The organism is Sorangium sp. So ce836 (assembly GCF_028553905.1).
GTDB lineage: Bacteria > Myxococcota_A > Polyangia > Polyangiales > Polyangiaceae > Sorangium > Sorangium cellulosum_D.
Window position 1 is genome coordinate 7,299,923 of record NZ_CP102233.1, and the last position, 16,133, is coordinate 7,316,055.

17 protein-coding genes are annotated in these 16,133 nt (G+C 72.1%); 3 read left to right on the top strand and 14 right to left on the bottom strand.

From position 1 onward, the window contains the following. Positions 1-8: 8 nt before the first annotated feature. The 14 genes from NQZ70_RS26170 to NQZ70_RS26230 all read right to left on the bottom strand — a co-directional run bounded on the left by NQZ70_RS26170 (position 9) and on the right by NQZ70_RS26230 (position 14,483). Positions 9-1,211 (bottom strand): hypothetical protein, encoded by a 1,203-nt coding sequence (locus NQZ70_RS26170; protein WP_129576634.1) that lies wholly within the window; start codon positions 1,209-1,211, stop codon positions 9-11. A gap of 3 nt (positions 1,212-1,214) precedes the next feature. Then, positions 1,215-2,618 carry a S49 family peptidase gene (locus tag NQZ70_RS26175; protein WP_129576635.1) on the bottom strand — a complete coding sequence of 468 codons (1,404 nt, stop codon included), beginning with the start codon at positions 2,616-2,618 and terminating at the stop codon, positions 1,215-1,217. After that, on the bottom strand, positions 2,615-3,853 hold the full coding sequence (locus NQZ70_RS26180; protein WP_129576636.1) for a DUF935 family protein: 1,239 nt from the start codon (positions 3,851-3,853) through the stop codon (positions 2,615-2,617). The genes NQZ70_RS26175 and NQZ70_RS26180 overlap by 4 nt, the downstream gene beginning before the upstream one ends. A gap of 57 nt (positions 3,854-3,910) precedes the next feature. Next, positions 3,911-4,141: a helix-turn-helix transcriptional regulator gene (locus NQZ70_RS53425; protein ID WP_129576637.1), complete on the bottom strand. Its 231-nt coding sequence runs from the start codon at positions 4,139-4,141 to the stop codon at positions 3,911-3,913. Then, a complete protein-coding gene (locus NQZ70_RS26185) occupies positions 4,138-5,769 on the bottom strand; it encodes a hypothetical protein (protein ID WP_129576638.1) in 1,632 nt (543 codons plus the stop codon). Before NQZ70_RS26185 ends, NQZ70_RS53425 begins: the two co-directional genes overlap by 4 nt. Next, positions 5,766-6,389 (bottom strand): hypothetical protein, encoded by a 624-nt coding sequence (locus NQZ70_RS26190; RefSeq protein WP_207217481.1) that lies wholly within the window; start codon positions 6,387-6,389, stop codon positions 5,766-5,768. The genes NQZ70_RS26185 and NQZ70_RS26190 overlap by 4 nt, the downstream gene beginning before the upstream one ends. Before the next feature lie 579 nt (positions 6,390-6,968). Beyond that, the gene (locus NQZ70_RS26195; RefSeq protein ID WP_129576640.1) at positions 6,969-8,714 is read right to left on the bottom strand and encodes a hypothetical protein; all 1,746 of its coding nucleotides are present in this window, start codon (positions 8,712-8,714) and stop codon (positions 6,969-6,971) included. After that, on the bottom strand, positions 8,711-10,621 hold the full coding sequence (locus NQZ70_RS26200; protein WP_129576641.1) for an ATP-dependent helicase: 1,911 nt from the start codon (positions 10,619-10,621) through the stop codon (positions 8,711-8,713). The genes NQZ70_RS26195 and NQZ70_RS26200 overlap by 4 nt, the downstream gene beginning before the upstream one ends. Beyond that, entirely contained in the window at positions 10,621-10,908 is a 288-nt protein-coding gene (locus NQZ70_RS26205) for a hypothetical protein (RefSeq protein ID WP_129576642.1), read from the bottom strand. The genes NQZ70_RS26200 and NQZ70_RS26205 overlap by 1 nt, the downstream gene beginning before the upstream one ends. Then, positions 10,905-12,068 (bottom strand): CHC2 zinc finger domain-containing protein, encoded by a 1,164-nt coding sequence (locus NQZ70_RS26210; RefSeq protein WP_129576643.1) that lies wholly within the window; start codon positions 12,066-12,068, stop codon positions 10,905-10,907. Before NQZ70_RS26210 ends, NQZ70_RS26205 begins: the two co-directional genes overlap by 4 nt. Continuing rightward, positions 12,068-12,874, bottom strand: coding sequence for a DNA methyltransferase (locus NQZ70_RS26215; RefSeq protein WP_324293066.1), 807 nt, complete (start codon positions 12,872-12,874; stop codon positions 12,068-12,070). Before NQZ70_RS26215 ends, NQZ70_RS26210 begins: the two co-directional genes overlap by 1 nt. Further along, entirely contained in the window at positions 12,874-13,509 is a 636-nt protein-coding gene (locus NQZ70_RS26220; protein ID WP_129576644.1) for a methyltransferase, read from the bottom strand. The genes NQZ70_RS26215 and NQZ70_RS26220 overlap by 1 nt, the downstream gene beginning before the upstream one ends. Further along, on the bottom strand, positions 13,506-14,006 hold the full coding sequence (locus NQZ70_RS26225) for an ERCC4 domain-containing protein (RefSeq protein WP_129576645.1): 501 nt from the start codon (positions 14,004-14,006) through the stop codon (positions 13,506-13,508). The genes NQZ70_RS26220 and NQZ70_RS26225 overlap by 4 nt, the downstream gene beginning before the upstream one ends. Positions 14,007-14,009: 3 nt before the next feature. Further along, entirely contained in the window at positions 14,010-14,483 is a 474-nt protein-coding gene (locus NQZ70_RS26230) for a single-stranded DNA-binding protein (RefSeq protein WP_129576646.1), read from the bottom strand. Between the two features lie 497 nt (positions 14,484-14,980). Between NQZ70_RS26230 and NQZ70_RS26235 the strand changes: the two genes are divergently transcribed. From NQZ70_RS26235 to NQZ70_RS26245, 3 genes are all read left to right on the top strand, one after another. Beyond that, complete coding sequence (locus NQZ70_RS26235) at positions 14,981-15,502, top strand: helix-turn-helix transcriptional regulator (protein WP_165374176.1); 522 nt, start codon at positions 14,981-14,983, stop codon at positions 15,500-15,502. A 111-nt stretch (positions 15,503-15,613) separates the two neighbouring features. Then, positions 15,614-15,889: a hypothetical protein gene (locus NQZ70_RS26240; RefSeq protein WP_129576648.1), complete on the top strand. Its 276-nt coding sequence runs from the start codon at positions 15,614-15,616 to the stop codon at positions 15,887-15,889. After that, positions 15,886-16,131, top strand: coding sequence for a hypothetical protein (locus tag NQZ70_RS26245; protein ID WP_129576649.1), 246 nt, complete (start codon positions 15,886-15,888; stop codon positions 16,129-16,131). The genes NQZ70_RS26240 and NQZ70_RS26245 overlap by 4 nt, the downstream gene beginning before the upstream one ends. The last annotated feature ends 2 nt before the right edge of the window (positions 16,132-16,133 follow it).

Here is a 16,133-nt window from a genome sequence, read left to right on the forward strand (position 1 = left end):
GATCCCTTTCACGCGCCGAGATTGGCGAGCACGTCGCAGAGCACGCGCACGTTGGCGGCGCCCGCGGTGAAGGCGGAGGTGATGCGGTTGAACACCAGCGTGTCGGCCGCGACCAGGATCAGGCGCCCGTCGCTGCGCGTGTCGAGCGTGGCGCCGATCGTGCCCGTCATGCGGGTGTTGGTGGTGACGAGCGTCGCCTGCACGTCGCCGGAGGCCCCGCCGAGGATGTCGCCCTCGGTGTCCCATCCGGAGACCGAAGCGCTCACGCCGATGGCCGACGATGACCCGCCGGTCCAGTTGGTGCCGACCTCCCACCACGCCTCGCGCGGGTGAAGGCGCGCTCCGACGGGCACGGTGAAGATCGTCGCCCCGTCCGCGGTGGCGGAGGTGACCGGCAGCGAGAGCGTGACGACGGGGTCGGCGCGGAGCCATCGGCCGCTGCCCGCCGCCGGCGTCGCGACGAGGTTCTCCGTCGTGTCGGCCGCCGTCGACGTGGCGTGGAACCGCCACAGGCTCATGTCGGAGAGCACGAGGCACAGCATCCCGGCGGCGCGGTCCGCCGCGGCGATCGCCTTGAGAGCGGTCCGGTCGGCGACAGGCGCGTGCACCGCGCTCGCGTAGGCCGCGCTCATCAGGCCCTCGCCGGAGGGCGTCGCGAGCGCGATGTGGTGCTTGTGGTCCTGGCGCGCGGCCTCGTCGGCCGAGCCGGCCGACGCCGCGGTCGAGCTCGGGTCTGCGGGCGCGACGTTGGAGAGGCCCGAGGGTTCCGCGGTCGACATCGTCGCCGCGCCGACCTCGACCCAGACGCCCTCGCTGGTGACGTCGTAGACCGGGCCGGCAGGCGCCGTGCTCACGGCCCCCGTCGCGGTCTGGTCGTCGAGCACGTAGCAGAGGCTCTCGCGGTCCGCGGCGACGACCGGGGTGTCCGTGTCGTTCGCCATCAGGAGCACCTTCCGCTCCTTGAAGAACTGGATCTCGACCTTCTTCGCGCCGTCCGCGCCGCCGGTGTTGTCGATGGTCTCGTAGAAGCGCCCGACCGGGACCGCGATCAGGTCGTCAGACGCAGGCGCGTAGAAACCGCGGCTCGTCCCGCTGACGATGCACACGGCCAAGCCGCCCTGGAAGGCCTTGACGTTCGCCGCGAGCGGGCGCTTGTCACGGCTGCCGATCACCCGAATGGAGTTGCCCTTGGGCTTGGTGAGTGCGGCCATGGGTCACGCCCCCTTCTGCGCGGCGAGGCGCGCGCGGGTCTGGGCCGGGGTCTCCACATTGATCGTGAAGCGGCCGTGTTCGTCCTTGCTGGGACCCGAGGCGCCCGCCTTCCGGATGCCCATCCCCTCGTCGAGCTCGTCCCGCTCGCGGCCCTCGAGGAGGGCGGGGCCGGCCTTGGGCTGCGAGGCCTTCTCGTGGCGCTGCGCGGTGGGCTTGCTCGCCTGCTCGAGGAAGCTCCGCGCGACGTCGGGGGTCTGCGCGAGGCACCACTTCCGCACGGCCGCAGAGAGGTCCGGGCGCTTGTCGAGCATCGCGGAGATCTCCAGCCGGTCGAGACGCGCCTTCAGCTCGACGTTCTCGGCCGCCACCGCCGCCGCAGCCGCCGTCGCGGCGCTCGAAGCGCCGGCGCGCGCCGCCTTGGCCTTGGCCTTCTCCTCGTCCTCGGCCTTGGACTTCTCCTCGTCGCCCTCGTCCTCGGCCTTGGACTTCTCCTCGTCCTTCTTGGGCTCCTCGTCGTCCTCGGCTTCCTCCTCGCCGAGCGCCACGAGCGCCGCCTTGGCTTTCTTGGCCTGCTCCTCGTCGTCGCCCTCGGCGAGCGCGCGGAGGGCCTTCACCATCTCCTCGTATTCCACTCTGCTCTCCTTGGCGGCCGCGCCGCCCGCTCCGCCTCTCGCGACCATCGCGAGGAACCCGCTCCACGTCGTCACGCCGTCGGCGAGGCGCTTTTCGACTGCCGTCTGGCCGCTGTACTGCCGAGCCTCCATGCCGCGCACGTGCTCGACGCTCACCCCGCGCCGCGCGGCCACGTGCGCGCAGAACAGCTCTCCGAACTCGTCCACCTGCCGCTGGATCTCCGCCGCCGCCTCCTCGCTCATCTGGAGGTGAGGATTCCCGTCGGCCTTCCTCGCGCCGCTCGTGAACAGGTGGAACTTGACGCCCATCTGCGCGTCGGCCGCGGTGCAGTCGATGGTCCCGGCGATCACGCCGACGGAGCCAACCAGCGTTTCCGACGAGAGGTGGATCGTGTCGGCCGCGCACGCGAGCGCGTAGGCTGCGGAGGATGCCTGTCCGTCGGCGTACGCGTGTAGAGGTTTGCCGGCCGCAGCGGCCATCGCGCGGATCTCGGCCGCGGCCTCGAAGCACCCCGCGACGTCACCGCCTGGCGACGTGATCCGAAGCGCCACCTTCGCCGCCGGGCTCGCGAGCGCCGCGCCCACGCGCGCCTTGATCGCGTCGTAGCTGTCGCAGAACCAATCGCTGTGCTGCGTCAGCGGGCCGCGAATCGTCACCACCGCGACGGGCCCTTCCTGCGCGACAGCGGGAGCCTGCGCGGCGTCGAACTCCTGCCCCCAGGCCGACGCGGCGAGGGCGAGCACCCCGCGGCGCTCGAAGCGGTAGCGCTTCACTCTGCCTCCTTGAGGTCCTCGATCGGGACCCCATAACGCCGGCTGAGCTCGACCACGTTCACGCGCTTTCGGGCCTCCTTGAGGAGCTCGTCCCAGGCCTTCGCCGCGCCGGCCGCCGTGTTCGCGGCGATGGCGTGCTGGTTCATGTCCTTGGGAGGCGTGGTGTCCCACGCGGCTCTCGGCGAGTTGCTGACCGCGGCGGCGCCGAAGCGCTCGTTGGCCCAGACGGGGATCGCCTGCGTGTTGAGCGTCTCCGCAAGGGCGTCCGCGTCGGACTGGATCAGGTCGCTCCGAATCGTCGAGTGGATCGCCGCGTTCGAGAAGCCGGCGCCGCCCGTCGTCGTGACGAGCTGACCCGCGATCGTGACGATGATCTCCTCGTTCGAGGTCTTGATGATGTCCTGGAAGACCTCGTATCCGCGCCCCTGGCTCTCCAGCAGCTTGAGGTCCCAGCCCTGGCGGAGCATGTAGACCGTGTTGACGCTCCAGTTGACGACCTTCTGCATGAAGCTGAAGGCCTCCACGTCGGTGGACCCGGCCGGCGCGACCGCGATCCGCGCGGCGTTGGCCAGGGTGTTTGCGAAGTTCTCCCGGAGGAAGAACCCGTGCTCCTTGGCGATGTACGCGCGGCCGAGCGCCGGCCAGAGACCATGCGTCCACGGCTGCACGGCGCCGCCGGGGCAGTGGAGCACCCAGCGCCCGTCGCCCGGGTTCACGGGCTCCACGCCGTGGATCGACTGGTAGTACCAGCGGTCCTCAGACCAGCGGTACTCGAGGAACTCCGGGTCAAGCCGCCGCAGCACGGGCAAGGAGCCGTCGATCTTCACGAACTCCCCGACGCCCACGCCTAGCACGCGCCCGTCCCCCGAGAGCAGCGCGAGCTCGGCGGACGGGAAGACCGATCGGAAGTCGAGCGAGAGCGCGTTCACGAGCTCGTCGTCCGGTCCGGAGAACCGGACGGGGAGCTGCACGAGCCCCTCGGTCCGCGTCGACAGGACGCCGGAGATCATGCCGTCTCGCCGGAGCGCGCGGCACAGGGCACCTGGAAGCCGCATGCTCCCGGTCGTCGACGTGACGACCGCAGCCTCGAGGTCCGCCTGGAACCACCGGGTCTGGACGATCGGGATCGGCGCGGCCTGGCGCTCGAAGCCGTCCTGGAACGAGGTCCCCGTCGGGAGGTCGCGCGGACCCACGTACGACTTCACGCGCGTCAGGAGCGACGTGAAGAGGTTCACGCGCTCACCTCCGGCGGAGGGACCGTACGGCTGGGCACGCCATCTTATGGCGGCTGCTTACGCTACATGTGTAGCAATCGCCTGTTCGTGCGCCTGAGCCCACGCCTCGATCGGGATGCCGTAGACATCGCGCAGGATCATCAGGTGCGTGGCGCCGCTCGGCTGCCGAGCGCCCGTCATCCAGTGCCCGACCGTGGAGCGCGCGACCCCGCACCGCCGAGCGATGTCCTCCTGGCGGAGCCCGCTCCTGGCCAGCAGCACCGCGCCATGGGTCCGCCGGGGCGTCACAGGGCCCCCCGACGCATCGCGCCCGCGTACGGGTCGAACCCCCCCACGCGGGGGTCGACCGCCCCGTAGACCGGATCGACCTGCTCCACCGCGCCATCCTCGGACTCGGACTGCCGGTCATGGCGCACCGATGGGGGCTCGTACACCGACAGTAGGCACGCGTCCGCGCGGTCCGTAGAGCGCCCGAGACGTCGGCGGAGGGCGTCTTTCCTCTCGACATGCCGTCGCTGATCGCGCACGTCGTACACCCACCCGGGCGCAGTGAGCTCGGCGGGCAGCTTGCGGTCGGGCGGGAGCGCGCCGCCATCCTGCAACCACCGCTCCGCGAACGTGAACCACAACTGGTCGCGGAGCAGTTGATACTCCCGCGGATAGGCCGACTTGGCGCCGAACTGCACTGGGCGTACATCGATCTCCGCGTCGTACCGAAGAAGCTCGCGATACACCTCGCTGCCGACCGTCCCACCGGCGTCCATGACGACGAGCGCCCGCCCCTCTCGTTCACGCCGGTGCCGGCGCACGATGCCCATCACGCGCGCCGCGACGGCCTTCGCGCGCTCTTCCGGCGTGGGGAGCGCAGGCGTGTGCCAAGCCTCGAGCTCGAGGATCTTCTTGCCGCGTCGCACCGCGACGGCGTTCTCGTCGTCGCCTGTCCCGGCGCAGTCGAGGCCGAGCACGAGCCGGTCACGCGGGTCGGGCATGTCGCGCCAGCGCCGCTCGGCGGCTTCCACGAGCGGCAGCGTCATGACCTTCTGACCGTCGCCCTCGGCGAACTGACCTTTCACCCTGATCTTCCAGATCGGTCCGTCCGGCGCGTTCCAGTCGATCCGCTGCTCGTCGAGCCACTCCCGCGTGGCCAGGCCCGGCACGATCTCCCGCCCGGCGACCACGTTCGGCGACTTCTCGCTGTCGAGGTTGAAGCACGCCCAGAGCTCGCGCTTCTCGTGGTGCGAGTCGTAGAAGTGCCCCTCGTTCCGCGTCGGCTGGCTCAGCATCAACGCGCGCGCGTCGCCGCCGGCGAGGTTGCCCTTGCTGGCCTCGAAGATCATGTCGTCGATGCCGCTCGCCTCGTCGTAGATGTACAGCACGCGCCGGCCGCTGATCCCCGCCGCGGCCTCGCCCTGGTCCGCCGTGAAGCCGACGATCTCCCGGAGGCCGACGCGCCAGCCGGTGTGAGGCAGGCTCGGCACGACGCCGTCGATGGGATAGGGGCTCGGCCTCATGAAGCCCGTCACCGGGTCGCGATGCTGGTGCGACCTGTCGAAGTGCGCGCGGAGCTCGCGCCAGAACACATCGCGCACCTGCGGCGCCGTGACCGCCGTCGCCCTGACGCGCGCCTCCGGGTCACTGCACGCCCACCACCACGCGATCCCGCCGGCGAGGAAGTCCTTGCCGGTCTTGTGGCCCGAGGCGACGCTCACCCGGGCGCGGGGGCGCGTCAGGGCTTGGAGGATCGCGATCTGGTCCTCGGTGAGGTACTCGACCATGAGCACCTCTCGGAAGAAGCCGACCGGATCGTCCCGCCACCGCGTGGACGGCCAGCGGTGCTCCCCCTTGGCGGCCTCGACCTCCCGCAGCAGGCGCGCGGCGAGCGGCTCCCCCTTCCGGCCCTTCCGCGCGGTGGTCACGCCGGCGCCCCTCCCCGGAGCGCCGACGTCACGCGGGCGCGGCAGCCGTCGCACCCCCGAGTCACGTCGAGCACGAGGGCGCGGAGCTGCTCGACCTCCTCGACCGTGGCCGTCCCGGCTGCGGTGATGGCGCTGGCCAGCGCGCGCGCCTCGCGCTCGAGCATGCGGGCGAGGATCTCCCCCTGCGACATCGCCACCGCCCCCGAGGCGATGCGGCCGCGGAGCTGCTGCATCTCCCCCGGGATCTGGCGGGCCCGCGCCTGGAGCTCCGGCAGCGTCGCCGGTGCCGGCGGGGGCGGCTCGACCTCCGCGGACGGAGCGGGCGGCGAAGGGGGTGCCACGGGCGCGGCGGGGGCCTTCGCTGCCCTCCGCGGGAGCGCCGCCGGTGGCGAGGGCCGCGTCGCCGCTGGAGCCGGACGCGGCGCGGCCTGGCGGGCCGGGGGCTGCTCGGCCTGGTCCCACGCCGCCGCCGGGACGCCGGTGCTCTGCTCGAGCCCGGCGCGGTCGTCCGGCAGGTGCTCCCCGACGACCCAGCGCCGGACCGTGCCGTGTCCGACCCCGAGGCGACGAGCGGCGGCGCGCAGCCCCCCCTGAGCCTGCACCCAGGCTTCGAGCTGCACCGATCCACTGCTTCGCATGCGCCGAGAGAATAGCACCGAGCTGGACCATGCACCACGCGCATGGATCGGATCCGGACCGGATCCAGCGGCGAAAGGAGCGGCCGGATCGCCCACCGCAGCCCGAACCAGGCCGATTTAAGGACCGACCCCCTTGGGCCTCGGCATCCCCAGTTACTGTTACAGGGTGGGTGAATTTCCGCTCCCACTGCACACGCCGGCGTCTCTGCCTACATGTGCGACACGGCACGTCGCAACCCGATCTCCCGCCGCCTGCCGTGGTGGGCTTGGTGGCCTTGGTGGGCTTGTTGCGGCCTATACGCGTTACGCATGCATCATCAAAGTGTGATGGGTCGCCCGTATGTTCCGCATAAAGCCAACCAAGCCAACCAAGCCCACCAGTGCGATCTAGTGAATACGGGCACTTACGGCTTTCGACTCCGGTGGGCTTCCCCTCGGAGGGCGTGCACAGACGCGTCCGGGAGCGCCCCTTCGACGCCCAGAGCACGCTCGGGGTCCTGGGAGCTCACCACCGAGGGCCGGCCCTCGTGTCGTCTCTGAGCTGGTGGGTGCGCAGGTCGATCAGACGTCGGCGGGGCTGCCGATGGTCGCCGCCTGGGGCGCCGCTGCGCCGACGGCCTTGACGAGCCAGCGCACAACGCCGGCGCGACCGGGCACGGTCTCGCAGCGGTGCCCGGCGACGACGCTGCGCTTGTAGCGGCGCAAGACGAAGCCGAGGGCGTTCGTGTCGGGCGGCTGGCGAGGCTTCGTGGGCACGAGCTGCTCGATGGCCTCGCGCATCTCCTCGAACCCGTCCGGCGGCAGCTGCTCCCCGCGCAGGCGCTCTGTGGGGTAGAGCGCGGCGAGGGCGGTCTTGATGGTGATGCCCTGGCCCTCGGGGTCCAGCCGGGTCCAGTGCCGCAGGATGACGGCGAGGGAGCGTCGCTCGGGGTCCGCGTCGCCGGCGTCGTCGGGACGGCACTCCAGCGGATCCGCGCCGCCGGCCCAGACGATCGCGTCGGCGATGACCTTGCACCAGGTCTCGAACGATCCCCACGTGCGGGCGGGTGACGGGCGCCCGGCGAGGGCGTGAGCGCGGAGGAGGGTGAGCGCGGCTGTCACGAGCACGACGCGGGTCTCCCTGATCCAGTCCTTGAGCCGGAAGGCGCGCTCGGGATGCACGAAGTCGGACAGCGGGCGGAGCTCCGGGCGCTCGTAGGGGCTCTCGATGCGCGACACCATGCAGCGCCGCAGCATGTCGCGGGCGATCGCCACGTTGTTGCCCGAGCCGAAGATCACCGTGCGCCACGGTAGGTTCGTGACGGTGTTGGTGCCGAGGATGCGGAATTCGGCGGTGCTCTCGGCGGTGAGGACCATCTCGAGCGCAGGGCCGCCGAAGTGGATCTCGTGGCCGAGGTTGTCGAAGTTGATGAGCCTGGTCCCGAGCTGCGCATACGCGCAGAGCACCTTGCTCACCTCGTCGTTCGCGCCGCGCTTGTCGGTGGGGAAGTCCTTGCGCCCGGCCACGCGCCCGATCGCGAGCATTGAGGCGGAATCGGCTTGAAGGCTCTTGCCGCTTCCGGGCGTGTTCGCGTCGAATACGAATGCCGGCGTCGCGCCGCGGATGGCCGGGCGGGCGATCAGCGTGAGCGCGGCGGCCACGGCCATCGATCGGCCCGCGGGCGTCGCATAGGGGAAGTCGACGAAGACGTCCTCGAGCACGGCGAGCGCCGCGCGCGCGTCCTCTTGGCTCGGCCGGACCGGGATCGCCGGATAGGTGCGGTTGGGGACGTACAGGAAGCCGGTCGCCGCGTCGTACCCGGGCACGTCGATCACCGACCCGTCGGGTCGCAGCGATGGCGCCTCGAGGATGCCGGTCAGCCTGCGGAGGCCAGGCCACTCCTTGCGGTCTGAGATCCCGCGCACGACATGGTCGGTGGGGTCGGTGATCATCCAATCGCCCGACCTCGAGTTGCGCCGTACCCACCGCCCGTATCGAGAGAGCCGCTCGCGCAGCGTGTTGGGGCTCATCACGTGGATCTGCGGCGTCCCCTCGCGGAACTCGCCCTCTGAATCGGCCTCCTCGTCGGCCGTCACGTTCGTTACGTGAACGAGAGCCGTCTCACGCCGATAGACGTCCGGGTCCCCCTTGAGGGCGGCGATGCCATCTCGGATCGCGTCGAAGAGTTTCCCGGGCTCGATCCGGATCGTGGGTCGGTCGTCCGGGTCGTTGGCTGGCATGGCGGGCGCCGGCGCGCGCTTCTTTCGGGCCGGTCGCGCCGCCTCCGCCTGGATCGCGCCGCGCTCGATGTCCTCGTGGTCGATCATTCGGCCGCCTCGGGCTCGGAGTCGAGCAGGCCCGCGTCACGGAGGAATGGGGAAGGATCGACGCGGCGGACGCCGCTCTTCGTCGCGAGACGCCCGACGTAGCTCAAGGTCAGCTCCTCTTTCGCCCTGGTCACGGCCACGTAGAAGATCCGGCGCTCCTCCTGTGGGTCGCCGTGCGCGTGCGGGAGGATCCCGTCGTTGCAGCCGACGACCCACACGCGCGGCCACTCGAGGCCCTTGCTCCGGTGCACGCTCATCAGAAGCACCTGGTCGACCTGCTCGTCCGCGCGGCGCTGCCGGATGGCGGCCTCGATGTTCGCGTCGACGAAGTCGAGCAGCTCGGCCACGGTGGCGAACCGGCCGGCGACGCGCACGAGCTCGCGGACGTTCGCAGCGTGGCTGTCCTCGATCGACTCCTCCCCCTGGTCGCGCTCGAGCCACTGCAGGTAGCCCGTCTCACGCACGATGTCGCCGAGCACGCTCGCCGGCCTCTCATCGTTCTGGATCGCGCGCTCCGCGGCCCGGATCATGTCGCACCACTCGGTCGCGCTCTGGAGCTGCCGCCGCTGGATCCCGGCCTGCGTCGCGGCGGACTGCACGATCGCGGTCCAGGCGCCGCGGCGCGCGCGCGCCATCTCGAGCACGCGCTCGACGAACTTCGGGCCCAGGTAGCGGAACGGGGCGTTGATGCAGCGCCGGAGCTCCTCACCGTCCTCGTCGCGCCCGGCGGCCACGCGCAGGTAGGCCAGTAGGTCTCGGACCTCCTTGCGCTCGTAGAAGATGCAGCCGCCGATCACCACGTAGGGGATCTTGCGGGAGAGGAGCGCCTCCTCGATCGCGCGGCTCTGGGCGTTCGTGCGGAACAGCGCGCAGAAGTCGGCGAAGGCGCCGCGGTCCTCGACGTGCGCCTCCACGTGGGCGGCGAGCTCCTGCGCCTCGTCGTCGAGGTCGGCCGCGCCGACGAGCCGAACCGCGCCGCGGATGGGCAGCTCGGGGCGGAGGTCCTCGGGCAGCCGGACCGCCGCCGGGCGGATCGCACCGTTGGCCGCCTGGACGATGTCGGCGCCGCAGCGGTAGTTCCGGTTCATGCAGACGACGCGCGCGCCCCACTTCTCGGCGAAGGCGGTGAGGTACTCGGGCGAGCTGCCCCGGAAGCCGTAGATCGACTGCGCCGGGTCGCCCACGATCATGTAGTTGCGGTGGTCGCGCGCGAGCATGTCGGCGAGCGCGACCTGCGCCGCGTTCGCGTCCTGCGCCTCGTCCTGCATCACGTGCAGCCACCGGCCCGCCCAGCGTCGGCGGGTCGGCTCGTCCTGCAGGTGCTCGTGGGCCCTCACGAGCATGTCGTCGAACGTCAGCAGGCCGGCCTCCTCGAGGAGCGTCTCGACGACGCGATAGACGTCGAGCGCCAGCGGCGCCGCGGATGGGAAGCGGCGGCGCGCCTCCTCGCGCGCCTCCTCGCTCTCCGCCCCCCACAGGTTCGCCTTGCACCAGCCCAGGAATCGCCGCACCTCGCCGAGGTCGCCGTCCTTCCAGTCCACGTGCTTGTAGCCCATGGCCTGCTTGACGATCGTCTTGTGCCGGTCCTTCTGGTCGATCTGCCACTCCGCGTAGCGGGTGCGGTCGTCGCGGAGGATCTGGTAGCAGAGGGAGTGCCACGTCCCGACGCGCGCGCCGCGGACGCCCTTCTCCGCGATCTTGGCGTTCATGTCGTCGGCGGCCTTCTTGCTGAACGTCACGGCGAGGATGCGCCGGGCGTCCACCCCGGTCTCGATCAGCCGCCCGATCCGGGCGACGAGCGTCTTGGTCTTGCCCGAGCCGGCGCCGGCGAGCACCGCGATCGGACCGCGCTCGTGGGCGACGACAGAGGCCTGCTCCGGGTTGAGCCCGGCGAACCACCTGGACATCACGGCTCCCCTCCGGCGCCTCCGGCGCCCTGGTCCTCGTCCCCCTGACAGAACGCCATCTCGTCACAGCGCGCGTGGCACTCGTCGCGCAGCACGCCGCAGTCGCGGTGACAGTCGCGGCACGGCCCCGGGCGGCGCGACGTGGTCTCGTCGCCGGCGAGGCACCCGGCCAGCGCGAGCAGCGCCGCGGGCCCGAGCACGCTGGCGGCCGCCGGCCAGAGGCGCAGCAGCTCTTCGCCGCGCGCGGCCAGCCAGATCAGCGCCGCGCAGGTCAGCACGATGATCATCGCTCGATCGCCTCCGTTCCCTCGCGCGGGTCCGCGGGCAGGGCGCCCCGCTGCAGGAGCGCGTTGTCGTCCTCGCCCCGGCTGAACGCGCGTCCGCACGGCGTGGACCAGCGCCAGCCGTGGAGCACGCAGCCGCGGCAGCCACAGGCGGCGCGCGCGCGGCGGCTCTCCGCGGCGCTCACCCGGACAGCGCAGCGGCCGCCGAGGTCCTCGACGATGCGCTGCGCGTACCGGTCGCCGGCGGCGTCGGGGTCGGTGCGGATCACGACCTCGGAGCCGGCGGGGATCCTGTCGGCGAGCTCGCGGGTCCACGCGCCCGAGCCGGGCAGCCCCAGGACGGCCCAGGAGCCCGCGGCGAGGCGGCTGGCCCAGGTCAGGTAGTCGGGCTCGCCCTCGGCCACGACGACGCGCGCGGGGGCGCCTCCTGGGCCGGCGCGGAGCATCTCGACGGCGCCGCGGTTCGCGAGCACGTAGCCCGCGCTCCGGTGGTCGGTCGGGGGGAGGCTCTTTGGCCCCTCGCCGCCGGTCACCAGGCGCGCGCGGACGCTCCGGAGGCCTCCGGCGGCGTCGTAGACGGGCAGGACGAGCCGGTAGCCCGCCGAGAGCCAGGTGCGGGGCGGGCGGCGCTGCGGGTCGCCCAGGATGGTCCAGCGGGGCCCCGGGCCGTGCAGGGCGCGCGCGAGCGGCAGGCACGCCGCGGGGTCGAGCCCGCGCGAGCGCAGCCATGGCGCGACCTGGCCGGCGATCGAGTCGACCCGGGCGCTCTGCCGGAGGAGGGCGGCGACCTCGGCGAGCGGCGGGGGCTGCGACGGCGGCGCCGGCGGGAGCTCGCGGGCGCGCGGCGGCGCGGCGAGGTCCACGTGGGCGAGCTCGGCCGCGGCGCGCTTCACGGCGGGGAAGTCCCGGGCGTCGAGGCCGCGCGCGGCGGCGACGAGGGCGAAGACGTCCCCCGTCCAGCCGCAGGACCAGCAGCGCGCGCCCAGGGTGCCGGCCTTGCCGACGAACACCGAGCAGCTCGGGGAGCGCTCCTGGTGCGCCGGGCAGCGGATCACGACGTAGCGGCCGCGGGCGGAGCGCTCGAGCAGGCCGAGGCGCCGGCAGACGTCCGCCGGGGAGGCGAGCGCCTGCTTGATGGCGAGGACGTCGGCGCCGGCGAGCATCACGTTTCCTCCGCGCCGAACAGCGCAGTCTGTCGCGGCGCTTCCGGTGAGGTCTCGCGCATCTCGGCGGACATCCAATCGACCGCAGCGCGGTGATAGGCCTCTGTGAGCTCCACGCCGATCACTCGGTAGCCGGCCCGGAGCGCAGCGATCCCCGTCGAGCCAGCGCCGAAGAACGGGTCGAGGATGACGCCGCCCGGCTGACAGATCCGCACCACGTTGAGCATGCAACCGGGCGTCTTTCCGGTGATGTGGCGTTTCTCGCCCGGACGCGGCATGACGCTCCACACGCCCGGCAGCGCGCCGACGTCCCGGTCCACGGACATCGGGCCCTTGCTGCCCCAGACGACGAATTCAGCCTGCGCTCTGAAGCGCCCGAGCTGCGGCCGAGCCCCTTCCGTCTTGTCCCATACGGCAATGCCCCGCCACACCCACCCGCCGGCCTGCACCGCGTCCGTCGTCGTCGGGAGCTGTCGCCAGTCGGTGAACACGCAGATCGGCGCCCCTGGTTTGGAGACGCGCAGCGCCTCAGCGAGCCAGAGGGCGCACCAAGCGAGGAACGAGCGCTGGTCGCGGTTGTCTCCGGCGAAGTCCGGCCGCGAGAGCTGCTGCCCTTGCTGCACGTACTTCACCGACGGCGAGGCCATCCGATCGCCACGTGTCGCACCTCCAGACGAGTACGGCGGGTCTGTGATGAGGGCGTCAATGCATTCGTCCGGGAGTTCTCGCAGAACTCGGAGCGCCTCGCCTCGGACGACACACCAGCGCGCGCGACCTGAGATGACATCGTCCACCATGCTCTCCATCACGCGGCCCTCCCCGGCGAGCGGAGGCGCTTGCACCGCCCGCCGCGCCCGCGGCCGAACACCAGCCAGCCGTACGTGGCCGAGTCGCCGCCGTCGCCCGGCCCGCGGAACCGCGGCCGCTTGGCCAGCACGTAGACGTCCGGCCGGTGCTGCTCGAGCAGCTCGTCGCGCTCGCTGTAGCGCTCGGCCTCGAGGAAGCCCAGGCGCAGCAGCAGCGCCACCTCGCCGCCGACGGGCGCCACGAGCTCGAGGGAGCGGCGAAGGAACTCGAGCGCCAGCGAGTAGGGCGGGTTCCCGATCACCAGATCGGCCCAGTCGGGCTCCCACACGGCGCCCCGGCGCAGGTAGTCGTCGCTCCACACCGGGCACGTGAGCCGCCCGGAGGCGTCCCGCGCGCGCTGCTCGTCCTTCTCCACGCAGATGATTTCCGCGGCGGGCCAGTGCTTGATCACGCATTCGGCGATCACGCCGTCGCCGCAGCCCGGGTCGACCACGCGCCGGGGCGGGCGGAGGTGCGGCAGAACCGGCCACACCGCATCGACTGGGGTGCGGTAGAAGTCGTCCGGGTGGCGACCGACGAGGTCCTCGAGGCCCGGCAGCGCCAGCGCGGCGCCGCCCCGTCCTGTCGCGCTCATGACGTCGTCGCTCCTTCCGGCGCGCCCATGGCGGCCCGGTGCTCTTTCCACGCGCGCACGAGCCACCACGCCGCGTGGCGCTCGCCCTCGTCGCGCGACCCGGCCCAGATGACCGGGATCCCGAAGTCGAACATGATCGCGCCGGCGCTCCCGATGACGCTCGCGGGCGTCGCGAGGCTCCGGTACGCGCCGCAGGCGACCTCCTCGAGGGAGGCCTCGATGATGACGGCGCGGTGCAGGAGCGGGCGCATCCGGCCGAGCTCCGCCCAGAAGCGCTCACGCTCGCGGGTGGTCGACTGGATGAAGTCGGGCAGCGACTTCCTCTCGAGCGCGACGACGCTGGTCAGGCCCTCTACCGAGTAATCCCCGGTCGCCAGGGTGCCTGTCGCGACGGCGAGCTCGCCGTGGGCGCGCAGCACGGCGGGCGTCCGGAAGGTCCACGGGCGCTGCTCGCGCGTGTCGACCACGATGCGCGGAGGGGGGTAGCGGCGCGCCATGGCTCAAAAGGGGATGTCGTCGTCGCCGCCGCCGTAGCCGCCCCCGTAGCCCCCGCCGAAGTCGTCGGGCGGGGCGCCGCCCTGCGGCTGCCCGCGGCCGCGCTGCTCTCCGCTGCCCTGGCCGCCACCGTTGCCGCCGCTCTGCCCGCCGCCGCAGAGCACCACGTTGTTCGCGACGACCTCGGTCTTGTAGCGCTTGTTGCCGTCGCGGTCGTCGTAGCTCGAGGTCCGGAGCGAGCCCTCGACGAGGAGGCGCGAGCCCTTGCCGAGGACCTTTTTCAGGCCCTCGGCGCGCGCCCCCCAGACGACGGCGTTGACCCACTCGGTCCGCTCCTTGCGGACCTTGTCGCGGTCGAGATACGACTCCGTGACCGCGATCCGCATGTTCAGGACCGCCGCCCCGCCCTGCGTGAAGCGCAGCTCGGGGTCGGCGCCCAGGTTCCCCATCACGAGCACGCGATTCAGACCTTCAGCCATGAGCACCTTCCTCGCGGCGTCGGCCGCGCACGTCCGTCGTCCGTCCAGCGAGAAGCGAGCGGACACTGCAAAAAGGCTGGACAGCGGCTATACGCGGTCGTATAGGACACCGCGTCAGCCAGTCAGAGCCGCTGCCCGGTCGATCACGTCCCATTCGCTCGGGGTCCGCCACAGCTCCGCCGGAGTACCGGTGACGGTCTCGAGAGCGACGCGGAACGCCTCTTCCGGGCGCGACACGTTCAGCCATCGGTTCACGCTCGCCTGAGATGTCCCGAGCATCTCGGCCAGCGATGTCTCCGAATGGCCGTGTAGCGCCATCCACTCTCGGATGGACGCGCGTGCGTGCTCCGGCCCCAGCCGGAGCTTGCGTGAAGCATTGCCCATTGACCCGAATACGTATACGTATGCGTCTAGAATGTCAAGGGGAGCCGGACGTACGGCCGAGCTCGAAACCATACGCGTGCGGGACGGACCCCCCTGCTACGGTCGCCGGTGTGGTGGGCAAGTCCCTAACCTCACAGCAGAACGAGCGGGTGCGCGCCGCCGTGCGGGAGCTCCTCGCGCTCCACGGCGGCAGCCAGACGAAGGTGGCGCCCCTCATCGGAGTGGAGCAGGCCACGCTGTCGCGGTTTCTCTCGGGCGTCCAGGGGACCAGCTCGCACGTGGCGATGCGCGTCGCGTCGCTGCTCGGCAAGAATCCGCTGGAGCTGCTCGACCCGACGAGCAAGTCCGGCGTCGTCCCCCGCAGCTCGGTTGACCCCGAGTATCCCTCGCGCGCGAAGGCGGAGGTGGCCGCTCGCGTCATGGACTGCAGCGAGGAGGACATCCGAGGAGCCATCGCCGCGCACGTCGGCCCGGACCCAGGCGACATCTACTGGATCCTCGAGTTCCTGCGGGCGCGCGACCGCAGGCGCTGGGCTGAAGCGGCACAGCACCCCCCGCCGCACAGCGGCGACCGGCCCACGGGCGGCGGAGGCGTCCCCCCGAAGACGCGCCGGAGCGGCTCCCCGCGGGGCTAACCGCCTCCGCCTCGTGCGGATGGCCAGGGCGGCGGCTCACCCGCCGGCGCGCGCATACGTTCGCGTATAATTCCGTTTGACATTCGTATACGCATGCGTATCGTCAAGCCCATGCTTCACGCATCGGGCGGCGGCGCGGCCCTGACGGCGCCATCTACTTCCATCGAGCCCAGCGCTCCCGCGGCGCCGCCGGCGGCTCCTACGGCTCGCGAGCGCGTCCTGCGCCTCGCGGCGCGTCTCCTCCCCTGCGTGTCGGTGAACCCGGCGGTCGCGCGCCTGGACCGCATCGCGGCGGAGCTCCGCGGCGTGCGCGCCTACTACCTGCACGACGTCGAGACGTGCGCGTCGATCGACGCTTGGCTCGAGCTCTACCGGGGTGCGCCGTGAGCGCCTCGATCTGCCGCGTCACCTGCACCGCGGGCAGCGAGACCTTCGGGGCTGACCTCCTCGAGGGCGGTCGCGTGGAGCTCCTGCGACAGCACCTGCACGGGCGCTGGCTCGTCATCGGCGTTGGCCGCCTCGTCAACGGCGAGATCGTGGGGCTCCCGCACGAGGGCCTCGTCGACAGCCGCGCGCGCGCCGCCCTCGAGGCGGGGCTCGATGCGTACGTGGCCAACCCGCTGATGTGAGG